The 21,025-nt window shown below is 58.0% G+C and carries 20 protein-coding genes; 19 read left to right on the top strand and 1 reads right to left on the bottom strand.

What is annotated here, in order from left to right:
• The first annotated feature begins 81 nt into the window (after positions 1-81).
• On the top strand, positions 82-552 hold the full coding sequence (gene cynS, locus ACTIEN_RS11690; RefSeq protein WP_439523318.1) for a cyanase: 471 nt from the start codon (positions 82-84) through the stop codon (positions 550-552).
• A gap of 219 nt (positions 553-771) precedes the next feature.
• On the opposite strand, the gene ACTIEN_RS11685 is transcribed toward cynS, so the two are convergent.
• A complete protein-coding gene (locus ACTIEN_RS11685) occupies positions 772-1,776 on the bottom strand; it encodes a LacI family DNA-binding transcriptional regulator (protein ID WP_439523317.1) in 1,005 nt (334 codons plus the stop codon).
• 120 nt (positions 1,777-1,896) lie between these two features.
• On the opposite strand from ACTIEN_RS11685, the gene ACTIEN_RS11680 reads away from it, so the two are divergent.
• The 18 genes from ACTIEN_RS11680 to ACTIEN_RS11595 all read left to right on the top strand — a co-directional run.
• The gene (locus ACTIEN_RS11680) at positions 1,897-2,955 is read left to right on the top strand and encodes a sugar phosphate isomerase/epimerase family protein (protein WP_439523316.1); all 1,059 of its coding nucleotides are present in this window, start codon (positions 1,897-1,899) and stop codon (positions 2,953-2,955) included.
• Position 2,956: 1 nt separating this feature from the next.
• The gene (locus ACTIEN_RS11675; protein WP_439523315.1) at positions 2,957-4,087 is read left to right on the top strand and encodes a Gfo/Idh/MocA family protein; all 1,131 of its coding nucleotides are present in this window, start codon (positions 2,957-2,959) and stop codon (positions 4,085-4,087) included.
• Positions 4,084-4,932 carry a sugar phosphate isomerase/epimerase family protein gene (locus ACTIEN_RS11670; protein ID WP_439523314.1) on the top strand — a complete coding sequence of 283 codons (849 nt, stop codon included), beginning with the start codon at positions 4,084-4,086 and terminating at the stop codon, positions 4,930-4,932. The genes ACTIEN_RS11675 and ACTIEN_RS11670 overlap by 4 nt, the downstream gene beginning before the upstream one ends.
• Positions 4,929-6,440, top strand: a complete 1,512-nt coding sequence (locus ACTIEN_RS11665) for a sugar ABC transporter ATP-binding protein (protein ID WP_439523313.1) — start codon at positions 4,929-4,931, stop codon at positions 6,438-6,440. The genes ACTIEN_RS11670 and ACTIEN_RS11665 overlap by 4 nt, the downstream gene beginning before the upstream one ends.
• Positions 6,437-7,423: an ABC transporter permease gene (locus ACTIEN_RS11660; protein WP_439523312.1), complete on the top strand. Its 987-nt coding sequence runs from the start codon at positions 6,437-6,439 to the stop codon at positions 7,421-7,423. The genes ACTIEN_RS11665 and ACTIEN_RS11660 overlap by 4 nt, the downstream gene beginning before the upstream one ends.
• Positions 7,420-8,406, top strand: a complete 987-nt coding sequence (locus tag ACTIEN_RS11655; RefSeq protein WP_439523311.1) for an ABC transporter permease — start codon at positions 7,420-7,422, stop codon at positions 8,404-8,406. Before ACTIEN_RS11660 ends, ACTIEN_RS11655 begins: the two co-directional genes overlap by 4 nt.
• Before the next feature lie 41 nt (positions 8,407-8,447).
• Positions 8,448-9,566 (top strand): substrate-binding domain-containing protein, encoded by a 1,119-nt coding sequence (locus ACTIEN_RS11650; protein WP_439523310.1) that lies wholly within the window; start codon positions 8,448-8,450, stop codon positions 9,564-9,566.
• A gap of 72 nt (positions 9,567-9,638) precedes the next feature.
• Positions 9,639-10,202: a cupin domain-containing protein gene (locus ACTIEN_RS11645; protein ID WP_439523309.1), complete on the top strand. Its 564-nt coding sequence runs from the start codon at positions 9,639-9,641 to the stop codon at positions 10,200-10,202.
• A 618-nt stretch (positions 10,203-10,820) separates the two neighbouring features.
• Positions 10,821-12,767, top strand: a complete 1,947-nt coding sequence (locus ACTIEN_RS11640) for an ATP-binding protein (RefSeq protein WP_439523308.1) — start codon at positions 10,821-10,823, stop codon at positions 12,765-12,767.
• A gap of 138 nt (positions 12,768-12,905) precedes the next feature.
• Positions 12,906-14,576, top strand: a complete 1,671-nt coding sequence (locus tag ACTIEN_RS11635) for a PAS domain-containing sensor histidine kinase (protein WP_439523307.1) — start codon at positions 12,906-12,908, stop codon at positions 14,574-14,576.
• A 24-nt stretch (positions 14,577-14,600) separates the two neighbouring features.
• Positions 14,601-15,008, top strand: coding sequence for a response regulator (locus ACTIEN_RS11630; RefSeq protein WP_439523306.1), 408 nt, complete (start codon positions 14,601-14,603; stop codon positions 15,006-15,008).
• Positions 15,009-15,121: 113 nt separating this feature from the next.
• On the top strand, positions 15,122-16,060 hold the full coding sequence (locus ACTIEN_RS11625) for a response regulator (RefSeq protein WP_439523305.1): 939 nt from the start codon (positions 15,122-15,124) through the stop codon (positions 16,058-16,060).
• On the top strand, positions 16,005-16,439 hold the full coding sequence (locus ACTIEN_RS11620) for an Hpt domain-containing protein (protein ID WP_439523304.1): 435 nt from the start codon (positions 16,005-16,007) through the stop codon (positions 16,437-16,439). The genes ACTIEN_RS11625 and ACTIEN_RS11620 overlap by 56 nt, the downstream gene beginning before the upstream one ends.
• 299 nt (positions 16,440-16,738) lie before the next feature.
• Complete coding sequence (locus ACTIEN_RS11615; RefSeq protein ID WP_439523303.1) at positions 16,739-17,401, top strand: TetR/AcrR family transcriptional regulator; 663 nt, start codon at positions 16,739-16,741, stop codon at positions 17,399-17,401.
• A 163-nt stretch (positions 17,402-17,564) separates the two neighbouring features.
• Positions 17,565-18,413: an ABC transporter ATP-binding protein gene (locus tag ACTIEN_RS11610; protein WP_439523302.1), complete on the top strand. Its 849-nt coding sequence runs from the start codon at positions 17,565-17,567 to the stop codon at positions 18,411-18,413.
• A 9-nt stretch (positions 18,414-18,422) separates the two neighbouring features.
• Positions 18,423-19,196, top strand: a complete 774-nt coding sequence (locus ACTIEN_RS11605; protein WP_439523301.1) for an ABC transporter permease — start codon at positions 18,423-18,425, stop codon at positions 19,194-19,196.
• Positions 19,197-19,238: 42 nt separating this feature from the next.
• Complete coding sequence (locus tag ACTIEN_RS11600; RefSeq protein ID WP_439523300.1) at positions 19,239-20,264, top strand: ABC transporter substrate-binding protein; 1,026 nt, start codon at positions 19,239-19,241, stop codon at positions 20,262-20,264.
• A 68-nt stretch (positions 20,265-20,332) separates the two neighbouring features.
• On the top strand, positions 20,333-21,025 hold a 693-nt coding region (locus tag ACTIEN_RS11595; RefSeq protein WP_439523299.1), incomplete at its 3' end, for an amidohydrolase family protein.

Below are 21,025 nucleotides of genomic sequence, written 5' to 3'. Positions count from 1 at the left end.
TGACACATCAGGAACCCGAAGGCCTGACTGACCTCGGGCTTTGACACTCAAGCTTTGCAATACGACCAAGGAGGAACCCCAATGAAAGACAGCTACGAGGTGCCAGTCATGATGACCAAGGAAGACGTGACGATGATGATCCTGTCCGCCAAGAAACAGGCGGGTATGACGTGGGAGGGCATCGCCGAGAAAATCGACATGTCTCCGGTCTGGACCCATTCCGCCTGCATGGGCATGAACGCCTTCCCCAAGGACAAGGCCGAAGCGCTGGTGTCGGTCATGGGCCTGCTGCAGGAAGCGGCCAGCGTGCTGGAAGAGCCGCCCACCAAGGTCTGGGAACAATCGGTTCCGACCGATCCCTGCATCTATCGTCTTTATGAGATCGTCGGCGTCTATGGCCCGACCATCAAGGCGCTGATCGAGGAAAAGTTCGGCACCGGTATCATGTCGGCCATCGACTTCGACATGCAACTCACCCGCGTGCCGCATGAAAAGGGCGACCGCGTCAAGATCGAGATGTCCGGCAAGTATCTGGGTTACAATTCCTGGTGAGGTCGCACCTGAAGGCAACACAAAAGGCACGCCGACATCCGTTAAATTCCCTACGGATGTCGGCATTTCGGTTCCCACCAAGGGAGTATCGCTGACGTCGGCGGTTTGTGATTTCGGATGTCGAGCGTGGTTCAGGCCGACATGCACAACGGGCAGGCGAAAATCCGGCCTGATCGGGCTGATCCGGGACTGTGTGGCGGCAGGCCCAGCAGGACCGCGTTAGCGGGGTGCAGGACCAGTGGACGCGCGGCTGACAAGCAATGCTTCGATTGGACCGGGCGGTTCTATTGAACGGGTATGTTCTTTGCCGTGCACACCTTGGATCATCTCGATGATCCGTTTAGCCGCAGCGCGGCCCATCTCTTTTCGCGGTTGATGGATTGTCGTGAGCGATGGCAGGAAACGGTCGGCGAAGTCGATGTCGTCAAAGCCAATCACCGATACGTCGCCGGGTACGTTGAACCCCAGGTGAACACATTCCGAGATGAAGCCCAGCGCGCATTCGTCCGACGCGCAGAAGACGCCGGTCGGTCGGTCGGATAGATGAGACCAGCGCCGCGCAGCTTCTGCGCCAGCTTCCAGCGTGAAGTCTCCCGAAAAAACGACCGGCGCAATCCCGTGGCTGGACACCGCGTCCAGAAACCCTTGCTGCCGCGTGACGGCAAGAACGTTGTCTTCTGGACCGCTCACATGCAGGATCGTGTGGTGTCCGAGACCCGCGAGGTGTTCGACGGCAAGACCGGCAGCCGCACGATTGTCGATGCCAAGGAGGGGCGCATCATAAGCATCGTTCCATTCGCTGAGTTGGATCAGGGGCAATTTCCAGCCATTCACGACTTCCGGATCAAGACCGCCGTCAAGAAGAACTATACCGTCCGCGCGACCGTCATAGCCAAGGGACAACAGGCGGTCGCGACCGATGCGGCTGTCCGAAATCTGGACGGTAAGTCCAACCGCGCTCGCTTCTTCCTGGATCGCCGCAAAGATGCGGCTGAAGAAGGTATTGGAAATGTTCGGAGCGAGAATGAGGATCGACCGGGCGCGGCGCTGGCGCAGATCCCTGGCAGCTGCGTTGATACGGTAGCCAGTCGACTTTACAGCCTCCATGACCCGTTCGCGTGTCGCTGGCTCGACAGTCTTGGGCGAAGACAGCGCCCGGCTCACGGTGGCTGTGGATACGCCGGCGAGTGTCGCCACGTCCTTGATCCTTACCCTTGCCGTCATGTCGTCTCCTGCGCACACCCTGCCGCTTAATCGATTACATTTTTCATTGCAATCGCGTGGTGAATCAGATGTAATCGATTTCATATGGTTCCAGGGAGGACGGAACCGTTGGGAGGATCTATGAAGACCATGAAGGGCCCAGCCCTGTTCCTGGCGCAATTCGCGTCAGACGATGCCCCTTTTGACGATTGGAGCACGATCACCCGCTGGGCCGCCGATTGCGGATATGTCGGCGTGCAGGTTCCAAGCTGGGACAAGCGCCTGTTCGATCTTGAGACCGCAGCGACCTCGCGCGATTATTGCGACACGTTCAAGGGTCGCGCAGCCGAGAACGGCATCACCGTGACAGAGCTGTCCGCGCATCTTCAGGGCCAGCTTGTCGCAGTCCATCCCGCCTATGACATTGCCTTTGACGGGTTCGCCGACGCGTCTGTACATGGCGACCCCAAGGCGCGGCAGGTCTGGGCAGTCAAGCAGATGAAACTCGCACTGGATGCTTCGAAAAACCTTGGCCTCACGGCTATTGGCGCGTTTTCCGGCGCGCTGGCCTGGCCTTATCTCTACCCTTGGCCGCAACGCCCTGAAGGATTGGTCGAAGCCGCGTTCGACGAGCTTGCCGCGCGCTGGCACCCGATCCTCGACCATGCCGAAGAAAACGGCGTTGATATCTGTTACGAGATCCATCCGGGCGAGGATCTGCATGACGGCATCAGCTTTGAAATGTTCCTCAACCGTGTAAATCAGCACTCTCGCGCGCGCATGCTGTATGACCCGTCGCATTATGTGCTTCAATGTCTCGATTATATTGCGAACCTCGACGATTATGCCGAGCGGATCGGGATGTTCCACGTCAAGGACGCCGAGTTCAATCCGACCGGCAAACAGGGCGTGTACGGTGGCTACCAGTCATGGGTGAACCGAGCCGGGCGTTTTCGCAGCCTTGGTGACGGGCAAGTTGATTTCGGCGCGGTGTTTTCCAAACTCACCACGATGGGATTCGACGGCTGGGCAGTCGTCGAATGGGAATGCGCGCTCAAGCACCCCGAGGACGGCGCGCGCGAAGGTGCGCAATTTGTCCGCGATCACATCATTCGAGTGACGGAACGCGCGTTCGACGACTTTGCAGATGGCGGTGCCGACGATGTGGCAAATCGCAAAATGCTGGGATTGGAGGGCTGACATGGCTGAGGCACCGATCAGACTCGGAATGGTTGGCGGTGGCGATGATGCCTTCATCGGTGGCGTTCACCGGATCGCCGCGCGGCTTGACGGGCATTACACTCTCTTAGCGGGGGCGTTGAGTTCCACACCAGAAAAGGCCCGCGCAAGCGCCGAAGTACTGGGATTGGCGCGTGGCTATGACACCTTTGCCGAAATGGCCCAAGCCGAGGCCGCACGCGATGACGGGATCGAAGCTGTTGCCATCGTGACCCCGAACCATGTCCACGCCCCGGCCGCCATCGCGTTCCTCGAGCAGGGAATCCACGTCATCTGCGACAAGCCGCTGACATCCACGATGGCAGACGCGGAACGGCTGGAAAAAGCTGCCCGGACATCGGGTGCGCTTTTCATGCTGACACATAATTACACCGGCTATCCAATGATCCGGCAAGCCCGCCAAATGATCGCCGAGGGCGAATTGGGTGACGTTCGGCTGGTGAACGTCGAATATGTTCAGGATTGGATGACCGGTCCCGCCCAAGGCAAACAGGCCGAATGGCGGGTGGACCCCGCGCGGTCCGGCGCGGGCGGTGCGATCGGCGATATCGGCACCCATGCCTATAACCTCGCCTGTTTCGTCTCGGGACTGACGCTTGACCGGCTGGCTGCGGATCTTGACGCCTTTGGCACCGGCCGGACGCTTGATGACAATGCCCATGTCATGTTGCGATGGAAGGGCGGGGCCAAGGGGATGCTTTGGTGCAGCCAGGTTGCGCCGGGCAACGAAAACGCGCTGCGCCTTCGGGTTTATGGCGACAAAGGTGGTCTCGACTGGTCACAGGAGGACCCAAACGCCCTGTGGTTCACGCCTTTCGGTGAACCCAAGCGCCTGCTGACCCGCAACGGTGCTGGCGCAACCGAGGCCAACGCCCGAATGAGCCGCGTTCCGGGTGGGCATCCGGAAGGCTATCTTGAGGCCTTCGCAAACCTGTATTCCGAGACCGCACGCGCGATCCACGCGCATCGGCGTGGCGGCGCGGTTCCCGGTGACCTGCTGTTTCCCACCATCGCCGACGGGATGGACGGGATGCGGTTCATCGACGCCTGTGTGCGGTCCTCATCCAATGACAGCGCATGGGAGACACCATGAAACTGGGGATCAACCTTCTCTGTCTCGGCGGGCATATTGACGAGTCCCACCTGCCCCAGATCGAGCGGATTGCCGAAATCGGCTTTGATCATGTCGAAGTGCCCGTGATGCGTGGCGCGCCGGATCACTACGCCTGGCTGGGAGAGCGGATCGCGTCGTTCGGATTGGGGCGCGCGCAGACCTCAATTGTGCCAGAGGTAGATGCGAACCCACTATCGGACGACATCGACATCCAAAGGCGCGGGCTTGCCCACCTTTCGTGGATTCAGGACTGCGCCGAGGCACTGGGGTCCGAAACCGTCGGCGGCCCCTTCCATGCGCCCATCGGGCACTTTACCGGCGCGGGTCCGACCGAACCCGAGATTGAACGCGCAGCACTTGCGCACCGGACGATGGCCGAACGGGCGGCGCGGGGCGGATACCTGCTGGCCCTCGAACATCTCAATCGTTTCGAGACCTACTTTCTGAATACGATGGAGCAGGCGCGCACCTATGCCGACAGGGTCGATCATCCGGCCTTTGGCATCATGTTCGATACCTTCCATGCCAATATCGAGGAACTGGACCAGGTCGCCGCCATTCGGCACCTCGGGGACAAGATGCACGTCCTGCATGTTTCGGAGAATGACCGTGGCATACCCGGACGCGGTCAGATCGACTTCATTTCGGTGTTCCGGGCAGCAAAGGCGACCGGCTTTGACGGACATGTGGTGGTCGAGGCCTTCGGCGCAGGTGTGCCGGAACTGGCTGCCGCGACGCGGGTCTGGCGTCCATTGTTTCCCGATTTCGAGACCCTGTTCACTGAATCGCATGACTTCATCCGGGGAACGTGGGAGGCCGCATGACCGACCCCATCATCGAGATGAAAGGCATTACCAAGACCTTTCCGGGCGTGCGCGCGTTGTCGGACGTCAGTTTCGACGTCCGCGCCGGGGAAGTGCAGGCGCTGGTGGGCGAAAACGGGGCGGGCAAGTCCACACTCATCAAGATTCTGTCGGGTGTCTACCATGCCGACGCGGGTGAGGTTCACGTCAGCGGAGACGCCGTGCATTTCGCCCATCCTGTCGACTCTCGGCATGCTGGAATCGCAGTGATCTACCAGGAGTTCTCTTTGCTTCCGGAACGAACCGTGGCGCAAAACCTGTTTCTGGGGCGGGAACCACGCACCCGTTGGGGGCTGATCGACACGGCCAGGATGCGTGCGGAGACGAAAGAAGTCCTTGCGCTTTTTGCAGCGGCGGGGCGCATAGATCCGGACCGGCTGGTCGACGATCTGGATGTTGCCACCCAACAAGTCGTCGAGATTGCCAAGGCGGTATCGACTGGCGCGCGCGTCGTGGTGATGGATGAGCCGACTGCGGCCTTGAACGAGGCGGAATGCGAAGAACTGTTCACCACTGTCGATACGCTGCGCGAACGCGGCGTTGCCCTCATCTACATCACACACCGAATGCGCGAGATCACGCGTCTTGCCGATCGCGTCACCGTGCTCAAGGACGGAGAAGTGGCGGCGCGTTTTGACGAGGTGCCGGCGCCGGACGCGATTGTCCGCGCGATGGTCGGGCGGGACATTGCAGATTTTTACGCGCCCCCCGCATCTGTAGAAGAGGTAGGCGACCCTGTTCTGCAGGTCCGCGGCGCGGGCAACGCGGTGCTTCACGACATTCATCTCGACGTGCGCGCGGGCGAGATCGTCGGGCTTGCTGGCATTCAGGGCGCAGGTCGAGTGGCCTTGGCCATGGCACTTTTCGGCGAGACTCCGTTCGAACACGGCAAGGTCATGCTGAACGGTGAGGTTGTCACCTTCGGCACCCCGCGTGCCGCGATCCTGGGCGGAATTGGCCTTTTGCCCGGCGACCGCAAGAGTGAGGGGCTCGTACTCATGCAATCGGTGCGCGACAACGGCATGCTGACCTCGCGCGCTTTCGCGCCGCTATGGTCAAGCGATCGTCGCAACGTCCATGTGGACAAAGCGCGGATGGATGGGCTGCTCGACCACATGGAAATCCGGGCGGCATCTTATGATCAGGACATCCGATCCCTGTCGGGTGGAAACCAACAGAAGGCCATCGTTGCACGTTGGCTGTCCATGCGCCCGAAGCTCCTGATCTTTATCGAGCCAACCCGTGGCATCGACGTGAATTCGAAGGCGGGCATCTATCACCTGATGCGGGATCTTGCGCGGGACGGGGCCGGAATCCTCATGATTTCGTCAGATCTGCCCGAAGTGCTTGGCGCTGCTGACCGCGTGCTTGTGATGCAAGAGGGCCGGATCGCGGCCGAGTTCCCGCACGGTGCAAGCGAACAGGAGGTCATGCATGCCGCGACCGGACAGACGGAGGTCGCCGCATGAGTATAGTCGAAGCCACCGCGCCTCGGAAAACGGGATTCCGGTTTGAACGCTGGGCGCCGCTGATCCTGCTGGGTGGCGCTTTCCTGATCTATGTTGTGATCGCGCTAGCCACGGATCAGGCGCAATATCTGAGTATTGACAACCTCATCACCATTCTAGGCCGCTCTATCGCCCTTGGAATCACCGCGATTGGCCAGACATTCGTCATCCTTGTTGCGTCCATCGACCTGAGCGTCGCAAGCGTGATCTCGGCCACATCCGTTCTGGCCTCGGTCATCATGGATGGCTCACCGGCGATGATTGCTCCGGCTGTCCTTGCCGCGATCGCATTTGGCGGGATCGTGGGTGTGACAAACGGATTGGTGGTGGTCGGTCTGAAAGTGAACCCCTTGATCGCCACACTGGGCATGAGCCTGATCATTCAGGGCTGCCTGTCCGCCTTCGTTTCCAACTTTGCAGGCGAGGTGCCCGAAGCGTTCCAGATCTTCGCTTATGGTGAAATCGGCCCCTTGCCAGTGGCGCTTCTGTTCCTCATGGCCCTTGCCGTTCTGGCATGGGCGGTCCTGCGCTTTACCAAGTTCGGCTCGGACATTTACGCGGTCGGCGGCAACGAAGAGGCGGCACGTTTCGCGGGTATCAAAACCGGGCGCATTGTCGTTCTGTCCCATGTCATCTGCTCGGTCTGCGCCGCTATTGCCGGTCTTTACCTGGCCTCCAGATTGCGGTCCGGCGCCCCCTGGATCGGGTCCGACGGGGTCTATGACCTTGAAAGTATCGCCGTCGTGGTGATCGGAGGCACAGTTCTGGCCGGCGGACGTGGCGGCATCTGGGGCACGATGGCTGGAATGCTGATCTTTTCGCTGATCGATTCAGTTTTCAACATCGCCGGAGTCGACAGTTTCGCAAAGCAGGTCCTGCGCGGCATCATCATCGTGGCAGCGGTCGCCTTTTACGCCATTCGCTCGAAGAGGATCGTGGCATGACGGACAAGGCCGACACGCCGGGTGCCGAGAAGCGCCGCCGCCTGCCGCAGATCAATCCTGTCTGGGTTCTCTTGGCGGTGCTGGTGGTCGCGATCATCTTCATGAATCCAAGATTCATAGAGCCGACCGGCTATATGAACTTTCTCAAACGCGCTGCTCCTCTGGCGATCCTTGCTGCGGGGCAGGTCTACGTCATCGTGTCTGGCGGCTTTGACCTTTCGGTCGGATCCGTCATCACGCTGGTTGTGGTCGGGTCATCCATGCTGACCAACAACGATCCGATGGCGACGTATTGGGTTATTCCGCTCATGCTTGGGATCGGGCTGGGTGTCGGCGCAATCAACGGTCTCATCGTGTGCTTCCTGCGCGTGCCGTCACTTATCGCGACGCTTGGCATGATGATCACGCTCAATGGTCTGGCTTTCCTGTGGTCAGGGGGCGCGCCGCGCGGTTACCTGCCCGATACGTTCCGCTTTTTCGGACGCGAACTCATTCGCGACGTGCCTGTTGTCGGGTTCATCCCGGTCTCTGTCATCGTACTTGTGGTCGTCGCTGGCGTTTTTGCCTGGCTGATGCACCGAACCAATCTGGGACGACAGGTCCACGCGATCGGGGACAATCCGGTCGCGGCCCGCCTTGCCGGTGTGGCTGTCAATCGGGTGCGCATCACTGCGTTCATGCTTTCCGGTCTGTCCGGGGCCATCGCAGGCATCCTTCTGGGCGGTTTTGCGGGCGTGTCGATTGACGTCGGTTCGGGATACGAATTGCAGGCGATCACCGCCGCTGTTCTTGGGGGGGCGCAGTTGCTGGGCGGTCGCGGCTCGGTCCCGGCGGCCATCGGTGGCGCTCTGGCGCTGACCGCCATTTTTACACTTCTGAACTTCCTTGGCCTGCCGCAACCCGTCCGGCAGGTGGTGCAGGGACTCATTCTGATCGCGGCTGTCGCGTTCGCCATGCACAGAAGGAAACAGACGGGAACCTGAGGGCGCGCCACGAGCGGCCCCCAATCGATAGGGAGAGAGAGATGAAACATATCCTGATGGCGACGGGAGCGCTGGCCCTCAGCCTTACGCCCGTGTACGCCCAGAACTTCGACGACCCTGCGGAATTTGCAAAGCAGCAAGAGCAGCTGCAGGCCGAACCAATGGGCCCGGACGGGCAGCCCTGGCTACAGCATATCGGTGGCGAGATGGTCGAAACGGCCGACCTTGGGTTGGATGCCCCGGCGACGGTGTGCTTCTCGAACGCGGGGGTCAACAATCCGTGGCGGGTCGTCGGCTATACCAACATGACCGAGGAAGTCGCCAACCACGAGTCCATTGGGGACTTCATCCACGTCGACGCAGAAGGCTCGGACGACAAGCAGATCGCGGATATCGACGATCTGCTGGCGGGTGGAGATTGCGATGTGATGATCGTCTCGCCCAATACCACGGCAGCGCTGACACCTGCCGTTGAACGTGCCTGCGAAGCGATGCCAGTCATCGTATTTGACAGGGGCGTCAACACGGATTGCCCGGTGTCCTTCATTCATCCGGTTGGCGGTTACGGCTTTGGTATCCAGGGTGCGGAATTCATCGCGGGTGCGGTGGACGAAGGCTCTGATGTCCTGATGCTGCGCATCCTGCCGGGTGTCGACGTGCTTGAAACCCGCTATTCGGCAGGCCGTCGCGTTCTGGAAGAGGCAGGCATGAACATCGTCGGTGCAGAGTTTACCGACGGAGACAACGCCAAGACCAAGTCCATTGTCGAGGACTACCTCATGCGCGGCAATATCGACGCCGTCTGGATGGATGCCGGTGCCACAGCTGTCGCTGCCATCGAGGCGTTCGAGGATTCCGGTTACGAGATTCCGGTGTTCGTCGGCGAAGATCAGCAGGACTTTCTGCGCAAATGGCAGGACGAGGGTCTGACGGCCATCGCTCCGACCTACCCGACCTACCAATGGCGCACTGCGGTCATTGCTGCAGCGCGTGTGATCGAGGGTGAGCCACTGCCGGGTCCGGAATGGGTGCTGCCGCAACCAGCGATCACGCAGGACAACCTTGACGACTTCGTCAATCCGGCGATGCCGCCACTGCACTACGCGATGTGCGGTTGCGAGGAGATGGAGAACTATCCCGAAGCATGGGGCGGAAACTGAACCATCAGATCGGGGCGGCTCAGGCCGCCCCATTTGGTCTCACTATGGCAACCAGACTCCAGGAGGATCAGCATGACTGGAACCATCGAAGAACTGCAGTCCATGCCCAACGGACGCGCACCGAACAGCCGCTTTCCGCTTCTCATCCATCGCGCTGGAGTGCCCGGCGGTGGCAGCGATGCCGTGCGTGCCCGCTTTCGCGAAAACGGCTGGCTGAACAACTGGCACTATCCGGGGATTTACCTGTACCACCACTTCCATTCCACGAGCCATGAATGCCTTGGCGTCGCCTCGGGGTGGATGGAACTCGAGCTCTTTGGCAAAGGCGGGACGAAGGTCCGGGTCGAGGCGGGCGACGTTGTGGTGATGCCGGCCGGAGTTTCGCACGCAATGATCGGAAATTCCGACGACGTCATGGTGATCGGCGGCTATCCCGAAGGACGCGACTGGGACAACATCCAGGAGGAATTCGTGAGTGACGATGACTTTCGCGCCGCAGCCAAGCTTATCATGTCACTGCCAATCCCGGCGGCCGATCCGGTGACCGGTCAGCCCCTGACCCAATGGCGCGATGCACCCTCCTCGGTCGATGCGGGCTGGAACGACTTTCGCGACGGCCTGGATGCGATGTCTTGAAGCGCGAAACGTCCGGAATTCGGAATGACAGCCCGGCAATCGCAGCGATTGCATACGTTCTACCCGGCGCCCAGTCATTCAGTTCATCCTGAAGGCGCCAAGCCGACCTGCCACACAGGTTGACGGCAGCGTCCGTCTGTCTACCAACATCTGCGTCTGAGCGCCGACGGGCTTGTCGCCAGAACTCAGAGACCCAGATTGCCGATCTTGTTTGCGATACGCGCCCAATGAGTGTATGAAAGCCTCGCCTGATTGGAATTACACATTTGGCGGCATTGGAGAAAGACCGCTCAGGCAAGACGCGCACATTCAAGATGACACCCATACACCGAACGAGACCCAAAACAAGGGCGCGAAAGATGCCCAAGACAGCGGTCACGCACTTGGAAACGGTGCAAAATAGACTCAATATCTTCTGGTTGCGATGGTTTACGCTTGGGCAACCTTTGACTGCAAAACGTCAGTCTGCAACATCATCATCGGCAATTTTCCGTCGAGCAAGTCCATTTATCTTGTACAAGTATCCATGACCACCGTTGAGAAAAAAATTCGGAAAAATGGGGCGATATGCTTCGTACACTCTCGCGATATGTTGTGGTCATCGCCGTCGCCCTTTTGGTGGGGATCGGCCTGAACGCACTGAGTTCACAAGAACATCTTGCCGATCAACGTCTGCAAGTGACCCAAACCAGTGCATCAATCGCGTCTCGACTTCAGCAGACCATCAATGAAAAGGTACTTATCACCGAAGGAATTGCGGCTGTCTTTGTCGCTGAGCCTCAGCTTCCTCGTGATCTTTTCTCGCGAATTGTCAGCAATCTGGTGGGCAACGTCGAAGAGGTTATCAATGTTGCTGCGGCCCCGGACCTGGTCATCGAATACGTCTATCCTCTTGAGCCAAACCGTCCTGCGATAGGTCTTGACCTCAGAGACTATCCCGAATTCATGGTGGCCGTTGAGACCGCCTTGCTCGAAGACTCCACGGTTGTGGATGGGCCATTCGACCTTGTTCAGGGTGGACATGGCTTTATCACCCGCAGCCCTGTCCTGACGCCGGGTGACAATGGTGATGCCAGTTCGATCTGGGGTGTTGTCTCATTGGTCATGGATGCGTCCCTCTTGTTCTCTGCCAGCCACTTCACCCAGTTCGAAGAAAGCCTTGCGGTATCGGTGGAAACCCGGAGCGGCGAGCATTTGTATGGACGTCCAAACCTTGAAGGTGAACACCCGGTTCAGGCATCAGTTCAGGTGGCCGGAATCGACTGGGTAGTTTCAGTGGTCCCCCTTGATGGATGGGCAGTTCAGGCACCGAATTCTGCAAGGATTTGGGCAGCCGTGGCCGCCTTCGCCGTTTTGGCAATGGTCATCATGCGGGCGTTCGATTGGGTGTTTGCAAAAAGTGAACGTGCCGAAACACAACTTCTGGAAGCGATCGAAGCGTTGGACGATGGCTTTGCCCTGTTTGACGAGGACGACCGCCTGATCGTCTGCAACAATCGCTACAAACGGATGTATAGCGCATCAGCCCAAGCGATGGTGCCGGGCACTCACTTCGAGGAAATTCTGAGATTTGGTTTGGCCAATGGCCAATATGAACAAGCATTGGGGCGCGAAGACGAATGGCTGGCCGATCGTCTTGAACTGCATCGCTCGCCGGGCCAACCCATGGAACAGCGCTTGAGTGATGGTCGCTGGATTCGCGTTGTCGAACGCCTTACCCCGAGTGGTCACACAGTGGGTTTCCGTGTCGATATCACGGCTCTCAAGAAAGCCCTCGACAAGGCGGAAGCCGCGAGCGCGGCAAAGTCAGATTTCCTGAACACCATCAGCCATGAACTGCGCACGCCATTGACCGTTGTCATGGGCTACAATGCCTTCTTGTCGGATCCAGAGAAGCTACCGAGCTATCAAAATTTACTGTCCGCACTGGATAGTGGCAATACATCGGACATCAAATCACGGTTCGATGCCCACCAGTCCGACCTGCGCCGCTTTTCCAGACAGATCAATCTGTCAGGGCAACAATTGTTGGAGCTCATCAACGGCATCCTGGATCTTGCCGCCATTGAAGAAGGCACCCTACAGCTCAAATGTGAAGAGCTGTGCCTTCGACCGATCTGCGAAACCGTTGCCGAACAGTTCAGACCTATGGCCAAACAGAAAAATCTGCAGATTCATCTTGAAGGCAATGCCAGAAAGGTCTTTGCGGACCCGTTGCGCATCCGACAAATCTTGTTCAACCTTATCGGGAATGCCGTGAAATTTACGCCTGAAGGGCATGTTACGGTCCGGTTGGGAGAGTCAGACTCGTCCGTTTGGATTGATGTCGAGGACACGGGAAACGGCCTCGCAGAAGATGAGATGAACATCATCTTTGAACGCTTTGGTCAATTGGACACCTCTCAGGCGCGCGAACATGGTGGCATTGGACTGGGCTTGCCGATCTCGAAAGAGCTGGCGGAGCTTCATAATGGCACTGTCGAAGCGCATAGTGTGCAAGGTCGAGGCAGCGTTTTCCGACTTCAGTTGCCAGCCCTGTCGCTTGTCACGGACGACGCAGCCTAAGGTCGCTCGACCCCGGAAATTCCTTTTTTTAAATATCTGGCTGCCGCATTCACGCCGAATTCTCGGGTCAAGTTCTCATCATGATTAACACAGTATCTATGTGGCATTGACCACAAGTGTAAGTGTGTGGGACAGAATATGAAGAACATTAGCATCCAACCCTCGTTGTTTCGGTCCTATGCGGATTGGAGTCTTATAATAGCCGTCGCAGTTGCGTTGTTCTTCTTCACCCATTGGATTTTGAACTTCGCTCCCGAAATCGACCAATTCTCGCTGGCCTCTGCTGCGATCCTGCTGGCAACGGCCGCTATCGCCAGTATTCTTAACGTCATGCGCAGCAACCGCGTCAGAAACCGCCTTGAAGCAAAATCGCGGGCGATCACGCTGCACGAGCGGGCGCTGGAAGAACATACCATTGTCAGCCTGACGGATCGCAACGGCAACATCTCTGCGATCAATCAAAAATTCACTGACACGTTCGGGTATGAATCCCACGAGATCATCGGCAAAACGCCGAGAATCCTTTATGGCAGTGATGTCGATCAGAAGGCCTACGACAACATCCTGATGACCATCATGGATGGAAAGGTCTGGTCAGGCTGTCAGCGGCTACGCGACAAGTTCGGTAAGAACGTCATTGTTCAAACGACCATTTTTCCAAAACTGGACGAATACGGGAACATCAATCACCTGGTGTCGATCCGCACCGATGTTTCGGCGGTATTGGCCGACAGCGAGGAACAGGGTCGGAAAGCCGTCCTTGAGGCATTGCCGGACGGGGTCTTTATCTACGATCCGGACACGTTCAAATTGAGCTATGCGAACAAGACTTTCAGGCTTCGGACCGGATGGACTGATGATGACCTGCACGCGAAATCCATCATGAGTCTGTTTGGCGAAAGTGATCTGCACCTGTTCAAACGCTACATAGATCCTTTGTTGAAAGGCGAAGTTCCGATTGTTGTGTTTGAATTCGAACACCAAACCGGCCCGGTGGAAGTCCTGACCCACCTTGTCGAAGACGTCGATGGCAAACGCAATCTTGTGTCCGTCGTGCGGGATATCTCTGAACGCAAGCAGGCCGAACAGCTGAAACTCAGCTCGGTCTCGACGGTGAGCCATGAACTCCGCACACCGCTGACGTCAATCAAAGGCGCACTGCGGTTGCTGGAATCCGGTGTCATGGGTGAACTCAGTCCGGATGTGAGCCGGTTGATCGGTGTGGCACATCGCAACAGCGAACGACTCTTGGCCATCGTCAATGACATCCTCACGCTTGAAAAGCTGCAATCGGGTGACCTTGGTATCAGCACCCAGGATGTTGACCTGCGGGACATTCTGAACGAAGCCGCCGAAGCGAATGCGCCCTATGCGAACGAATGCAAGGTGGCGTTCGTTGTCGAAACACCGAACGAGGCCGCGTTGGCAAAGGCGGATCCAGATCGCTTGATACAGGTGATGTCGAATTTGATGTCGAACGCTGCCAAACTATCGCCTGAAGGCGCTGACGTCACCCTCAGACTGATTGACCGCGGCGACACCTGGCGCATCTGCATCGAGGATCGCGGGCCGGGCATTCCGGAAGATGCCCGAGACACCCTGTTCGACAGCTTTATTCAGGTTGAAAACAGGCAAAGCAAAGCGTTCCCGAGCACCGGTCTCGGCCTGACGATTTGCCGCGAGATCGTGCAGCGTCATGGTGGATGGATCGCGTTCGACACCGAGGTTGGTCAAGGAACCACGTTCTACTTCGAATTGGAAAAACACACCAGTGTGGCGCTGGACACGCGCATGTTGATGGCAGTCTAGCGCGATAAGGTTTTGAGGGGCACAATGACGACACTTACGACAATTCTGCATGTCGATGATGACGAGGATATCCTCGAAATTGCACGCATGGCATTGCAGTTGGTTGATAATTTCGACCTGTATCAATGCAACTCCGGCCCAAAGGCCCTGGAAATGCTGGACGACGTCAAGCCGCAACTTTTGTTGCTGGATGTCATGATGCCAAGCATGACCGGACCGGACTTGTTCGACATCGTCCGATCAAATGAGCGTCACCGCGACATTCCGGCAATCTTCATGACGGCCAAAGCGGAAGACGAGATGTCCAAAAAGCTGCTGGAAGGCGGTGCGCTTGATGTTTTCACCAAGCCATTCGACCCAATGACACTTGGATCACAAATCCGCACCGTCTGGGCCAAGCGCGAAAAAGAGATCGCAAACTGCAAAACGTAAGGTTGCAGAGAATGTATCGGTGCAAAGCCATAATTGCGTCACCTTTACACAACATCCTCAAGAAAAGGGCTGCAAGAATTGTGGCTCGGCAACCCAATAATAATAGGTGAAATATGAAAATCCTGGCCGTCGACGATGATCCCGATTTCCTCGCGCTTTTTCTCCACACGCTGAGCGAACTTGGCTATTCTGATGTCACCACGGCACTGTCAGGACAGGATGCGCTCGAATTGATCGAGACGTCGTCCCATCACTTTGAATGCTGCATTCTGGATATCCAGATGCCTGAAATGAACGGCATTCAGCTGTGTCGACACATAAGGGCGCGGGATGGTTACGCCGAAGTGCCGATCGTGATGAACACAGTCATGTCCGACAAATCCTATATCGACGATGCGTTTGCAGCCGGTGCGACGGATTATCTGACCAAGCCGGTCGACAAGACCGAAACCAAAAGCCGACTTGGGGTTGTGCAGCTTTTGGTCAACGAGCGCCTTCGCAACGAGGCCGGGCGCATGGGTTCGGGGTCTCACATAACTGCAAATCCGTCTTACGGATTCCATGACAGCATCCCGATGAAGCACATTGACGGCGGCATAGATGTCCTGGCGATGGAGAACTACCTGAACGCCCTGGGCCTGTTCCGCGCGCTTTCGGTGTTTGCTGTTGGCGTACATGTCACCAACGGCCGCGAAATCTACGACATGGAGGGTGGGGCTGTTTTCGGCGACGTGATGCTGGATGTCGCCACATGTATTTCCGATTGCCTGCCATTCTCGGCCAAGATGATCGCCTATAAGGGCGGTGGTGATTTTGTCTGCCTGCTGCCCAAGCGCAGAGAACGTGACAATTCCGCATTTGGCGACCAACTTCTTGGGTATATCGCAGAGTTTCAGCGGGTTTATGATGAACTGCAAATCCGTCTGCCCATGGTGTCGGTTGGACCAGCAACCACATGTCGCGCCACGAACCTGACCACTCCGGCACGCCTGATTGATGAAGCACTTGCCTTGGCCAAGAACCACCATGATCGCGAGGTTCATTTTGGCTGATCCTGCCTTGAACCCGCAAACATCACAGGGCATGGCAGCACATGGTCAGCTTCCTGAGCTTGCTTTCCAGCTATCGAAAATTCGCCAGAGCTTTGTATCGCGTCTTGTAGACCGGTGTCTGGAAATCGAAGCACTTGCGCTGAACATAGATCAAACCGGCGTACAGCCCCAGCTTGTCGAAGGCATCGCACAGCGCGCTCACAAGATCGCCGGCGTCGCATCAACACTTGGATTTGCAGCGTTGGGAAAATTGGCCGAAAGAACGGATGCCGCCATGACTCGTGTTCGCTCTCAAGATGACTGGCACGATTCTCGCGCCCTGCTCGAGGACCTGTTGAACGAGATTGAGAACGTTCTGGACAGTCAGGCGGACCGCTGACCCAAAGGGGACCAAGGCCCGCAGCCTGTTTTCTTGGTGCGACACAACATGGCTTTCCCGTTTCCTTGGCAAAGGGGCCAGATCGTCATGGATGATCCCCCGAACAAGGTCGTCCCACCGCTGATCAATTTCTCGCACTTGAAATTCCATACGCAGGTTGAACCCCAAGGCTTCTGCCTTTGGAACGAACTCTGCGTTGCTGAATAAGATGATCGAAGCGTAAGTCTTGGTCAGGCTGAACGCGATGATGGGACGGCCTTCAATCTTGACACACGCAAAACTGGTGTTAGCGCTGCTGCATGAAAAAGTCTTCTGCCAGCCAAACCTCCATTCGGTCACGCGACCCGGAACGGACCAAGGGCGAGATCCTCACTGCGGCATTGGAAGAATTCGCCGCCCATGGATATGACGGGGCCAAGGTGCAGAAAATCGCGCAAAGCGCCGGCTGCAATCCAAGATTGATTTATCACTACTTTGACAACAAGGAATGCCTCTATCTGGCTGTGCTGCGTCATATCTACGCCGAGATTCGCGCCCGTGAGGAGGAACTGCAACTTGAAGCCCTGCCGCCAGATCAGGCGATTGTTCGGTTGGTCAAGCTGACCTTCGATTACTTCCAAGGCAATACGGTATTCCTGTCGATCACCCGCAGCGAGAACCTGCTGGGCGGGCGTTTCATCGCCCAAATGCCAGAAATCCAAAAGATGTCGGCCCCGTTTCTCGACAAGATTTCGGATGTCCTGAAACGCGGCCATGCCGACGGTTTGTTTCGGGCCCGGATTGATGCCCTGCAACTCTATGTCAGCATCGTTGCCCTGAGCGCGCACCACATCAACGCTGGGCACACATTGTCAGCCACATTCGGTCGCGACATCTCAGGCGAAGAGTGGCGGCACGAGCGCCGTCAGCATGTCGTGGACATGATCACAAGCGCAGTTTCGGTGGCCGAATCGACCTCCTGAGCGAGGCTTGGACAAGAGATTGTATACCTCCGCATATGCAGCATTCTTGCTCAGACAAGCTAAAAACTGCCTGATAAAAAGGCAGCCTCAAGATAATTCAATTTTCATTTACTTAACGACTTCCTAATCTCAAAGTCACCGCCGCAAGTGCTGTGGTATGAACATGACAGCCAACATACCCGCTCCCTCCACGCAGCAGGCCAAACCTGCAGACGTACATTCCAGACCGGCGTTGGAACTGCAGGACGCCTCTGTTGTCTTCGGGTCCGGCGACAAGGCAGTCACAGCTCTTTCGCCCACAAACCTCAAGATGGAGAGGGGCGATTTCCTTGCCCTTGTTGGACCGTCTGGCTGTGGCAAATCCACGATACTCAAGCTGGTGAGCAACCTGATCCAGCCCAGTTCCGGTCTGGTTCTGGTCGGCGGAAAAGAAGCCAAGGCCAAGGAACTGCGTATCGGGATGGCGTTCCAGAACCCGACCATGCTGCCTTGGTTGACGATCGAGCGGAATATCATGATGCCGCTCAAGATCGTGTCGCCGTTCAAGCAGACCTATCGCAAAGACAAGACCGGGGCGTTCCGTGACCGGGTGCATGCGCTGCTGAAACAGGTCGGTCTTCAGGGGTTTGCCAACCATTACCCGTGGCAATTGTCCGGTGGCATGTTGCAGCGGTCGAACCTGTGCCGCGCGCTGATCCACGAACCTGATCTACTTTTACTGGATGAACCGTTCGGCGCACTGGACCAGTTCACCCGCGAAGAGCTGTGGCAGATCATGCAGGACCTCTATCTCGACCGCAAACCAACCGTTCTTCTGGTCACGCATGACCTGCGCGAAGCCGGGTATCTGGCCAACCGCATCTGCGTGATGAGCGCGCGTCCCGGTCGCATCATCTCGGACGAGCCGGTGACCATCCCGCAGCCGCGCGACATCGGCATGATCTACAGCGCCGAATTTGTCGAAATGACCCAAGGCTTGCGTGAACTGATCGCGCAAGTCCGAAGCACATAAGGACGCCCCATGACCGACTCCCAACGTATCCGTCTGCTGTCCTCGTCGCTGATCATCGGTTTTTTCCTGATGTGGGAGGTTCTGTGCATCGTTCTGAACGTGTCGGACCTCGTCCTGCCGCGCCCCTCCGAAATCCTGGTGACCATGTGGACCCGGTTCCCGGTTCTGTGGCCGCATATCCTGCAAACGCTCTATTCGACGCTGTTCGGGTTCTCGCTCGGGGTCATTATCGGCGTGACCCTGGGAGTGATCGTCGGCACGTCGAAGATCGCTTATGCGGTGGCCTATCCCTTGCTTGTCGGGTTCTCGTCGATCCCCAAGGTCGCGGTTGTTCCAATCTTCGTGCTCTGGTTCGGGTCGGGCACAACGCCTGCGGTGCTGACCGCAATGGTGATCTGCGTCTTCCCGATTGTGGTGAACATCGCCACAGGGCTTGCGACGACGGAACCGGAACTGGAAGACGTGCTCAAGACGCTGGGTGCGTCCAAGACCGAGATTCTCTGGAATGTCGGTCTGCCCCGCGCGATGCCGTATTTCTTCGCCTCGCTCAAGGTCGCGATCACGCTGTCTTTCGTCGGCGCGGTGCTGTCGGAAACCGTGGCGTCGAACATGGGCATCGGCAACGTCATGATGACCGCCTCGTCCAACTTCCAGGTGTCGCTGGTCTTTGCCGGGCTGATCATCCTCGCGCTGATGGGTGTCGCGCTTTACGCCGTGTTCTCCATACTGGAGCGCCGGGTAACGGGCTGGGCCACACGCGGCAATGACATCGCCATCACCTGAACACACTCCCTCAACGTCCCTCCAATCAAAAAGGATGACCTCATGAAACATTCCCTGTTCGGTGCCGCCGTCGCATTGCTGGCCGGAGCTGCCCCCGCATTGGCGGAAATGACCGATATCCGCTTTACCCTTGGCTGGAAGACCCAAGGATCCGACGCACCCTTCCTTCTGGCCTTGAACAAGGGGTATTTCGAGGAAGAGGGTCTGAACGTCACCATCGATCAGGGCGAAGGATCGGCCGCGACCGTGACGCGCATCATGGGCGGTGCCTATGATGCTGGCTTTGGAGACATCAACGCGATCATCCAGAACGCCGCCGCCCGTCCGGGAGAAGCACCGGTGATGGTGTACCAGTTGTGGAACCGCCCGCCCTTCGCCATCGTGACACCCAAGACCGCAGGCATTGAAGCACCCGCCGATTTCGAGGGCAAGACGCTGGGCGGTGCGCAAGGCACGCCGACAACCCGCCTGTTTCCGGTCTTTGCCGAGCTGAACGGCATCGACCTTGAGAAGGTCGCGCAGGAAAACATGGCGCCGAACCTGCAAGAACCGATGATGATCCGCGGTGACATCGACGGCGCGTTCGTGTTCACCTCGACCAGCTGGTTCAACCTGATCGCCAACCGTCAGGACCCGGCGAACGACTACAACTGGTTCAACTTCGAAGATTACGGCATGGACCTCTATTCCAACGGTCTGATGGTGTCGCGCGAAATGCTGGCCGAAAATCCCGAAGCGGTGGCCGGTCTGGTCCGCGCGGTAAACAAGGCCACGATGGAAGTCGCGGCCAACCAGGACAGTTCGGTCGAGGCTATCATGGCCTTCGACAACCTTGTCGATCCCGAACTCGAGCGTGCCCGTCTTGAATTTGCGTTGACCAACCTGATGAACGCGCCCGAAGTGACCGAGATCGGCATGGGTGATCTGGTGGATGAACGCCTGACCCGCTCGATCGAGATTGTCGCCAAGGGCTATGGCCTTGACCGTCTGCCCGAAGCGTCCGAGATCTTTGACCGCTCGTTCCTGCCGCCGATGGACACGCGCACCTTCGAAGTGACGCTGAACTGAGCCATGCAAGCCACATGCGCCAGGGCCCCCGCTTTGGCGCATGTTTTCTGTCTGGGGGTCGCGGACAAATGACCAAGACTTTGATCCAGGGCGCGCAGGTTCTTGTCGCGAACGACAGCTTTGCCGATGTGTCGCTGTTGATCGAGGGCGACCTGATCGCGGCCATTCTGCCAAAGGGTGAAACGGTCGCCGATGCCAAATCGATGGATGCGAATGGACGCATCATCATTCCCGGCCTCGTCAACGGGCACACCCATTCGCACGGCGCATTGGCGCGCGGCGGTGTGCCGGACGATGCCATTCTCGAGACGTTCCTGTCCGGGTCCGCTTGGTTGAACCTTGGTCGAACCCATGACGATCTGACGCTCTGTGCCCAGTTGTCGGCAGTCGAGTTGATCCGAAAAGGCTGCACCGCCTGTTTCGACCTGTTCATCGAACTGCCCGGACCCACGGTTGATGGCACCCACGCGGTGGCCCATGCCTATCATGACGTCGGCCTGCGGGCGGTCGTGGCCCCCATGATCGCGGACCAGACGATCTATCAGGCGTTGCCGGGCCTGCTGGACAGTTTTGATGGCCCGTTGAAAGACGCGGTTGCGGCGATGACCTTGCCGGATTGGGACAGCACGATGGCGGTTTGCGGCGAGGCGCTGCGCAACTGGCCGGTGCCCACGGATCGCGTGCGTCCCGGTATCGGCCCGACAATCCCGCTGCATTGCTCGGACCCGTTCCTACAGAGCTGTGCGCATCTATCGGCGGAT

This window comes from Marivita sp. (assembly GCF_051859345.1).
Lineage (GTDB): Bacteria > Pseudomonadota > Alphaproteobacteria > Rhodobacterales > Rhodobacteraceae > Marivita.
This window is presented reverse-complemented; position numbering and strand designations above follow the sequence as displayed.

Coding starts and splice junctions, on each gene's coding strand:
- ACTIEN_RS11635 (WP_439523307.1), top strand. CDS start 12,906: ATGAAGAACATTAGCATCCAACCCTCGTTGTTTCGGTCCTATGCGGAT.
- ACTIEN_RS11610 (WP_439523302.1), top strand. CDS start 17,565: ATGACAGCCAACATACCCGCTCCCTCCACGCAGCAGGCCAAACCTGCA.
- cynS (WP_439523318.1), top strand. CDS start 82: ATGAAAGACAGCTACGAGGTGCCAGTCATGATGACCAAGGAAGACGTG.
- ACTIEN_RS11655 (WP_439523311.1), top strand. CDS start 7,420: ATGACGGACAAGGCCGACACGCCGGGTGCCGAGAAGCGCCGCCGCCTG.
- ACTIEN_RS11615 (WP_439523303.1), top strand. CDS start 16,739: ATGAAAAAGTCTTCTGCCAGCCAAACCTCCATTCGGTCACGCGACCCG.
- ACTIEN_RS11600 (WP_439523300.1), top strand. CDS start 19,239: ATGAAACATTCCCTGTTCGGTGCCGCCGTCGCATTGCTGGCCGGAGCT.
- ACTIEN_RS11650 (WP_439523310.1), top strand. CDS start 8,448: ATGAAACATATCCTGATGGCGACGGGAGCGCTGGCCCTCAGCCTTACG.
- ACTIEN_RS11645 (WP_439523309.1), top strand. CDS start 9,639: ATGACTGGAACCATCGAAGAACTGCAGTCCATGCCCAACGGACGCGCA.
- ACTIEN_RS11660 (WP_439523312.1), top strand. CDS start 6,437: ATGAGTATAGTCGAAGCCACCGCGCCTCGGAAAACGGGATTCCGGTTT.
- ACTIEN_RS11665 (WP_439523313.1), top strand. CDS start 4,929: ATGACCGACCCCATCATCGAGATGAAAGGCATTACCAAGACCTTTCCG.
- ACTIEN_RS11625 (WP_439523305.1), top strand. CDS start 15,122: ATGAAAATCCTGGCCGTCGACGATGATCCCGATTTCCTCGCGCTTTTT.
- ACTIEN_RS11670 (WP_439523314.1), top strand. CDS start 4,084: ATGAAACTGGGGATCAACCTTCTCTGTCTCGGCGGGCATATTGACGAG.
- ACTIEN_RS11680 (WP_439523316.1), top strand. CDS start 1,897: ATGAAGACCATGAAGGGCCCAGCCCTGTTCCTGGCGCAATTCGCGTCA.
- ACTIEN_RS11685 (WP_439523317.1), bottom strand. CDS start 1,776: ATGACGGCAAGGGTAAGGATCAAGGACGTGGCGACACTCGCCGGCGTA.
- ACTIEN_RS11620 (WP_439523304.1), top strand. CDS start 16,005: ATGAAGCACTTGCCTTGGCCAAGAACCACCATGATCGCGAGGTTCATT.
- ACTIEN_RS11630 (WP_439523306.1), top strand. CDS start 14,601: ATGACGACACTTACGACAATTCTGCATGTCGATGATGACGAGGATATC.
- ACTIEN_RS11675 (WP_439523315.1), top strand. CDS start 2,957: ATGGCTGAGGCACCGATCAGACTCGGAATGGTTGGCGGTGGCGATGAT.
- ACTIEN_RS11605 (WP_439523301.1), top strand. CDS start 18,423: ATGACCGACTCCCAACGTATCCGTCTGCTGTCCTCGTCGCTGATCATC.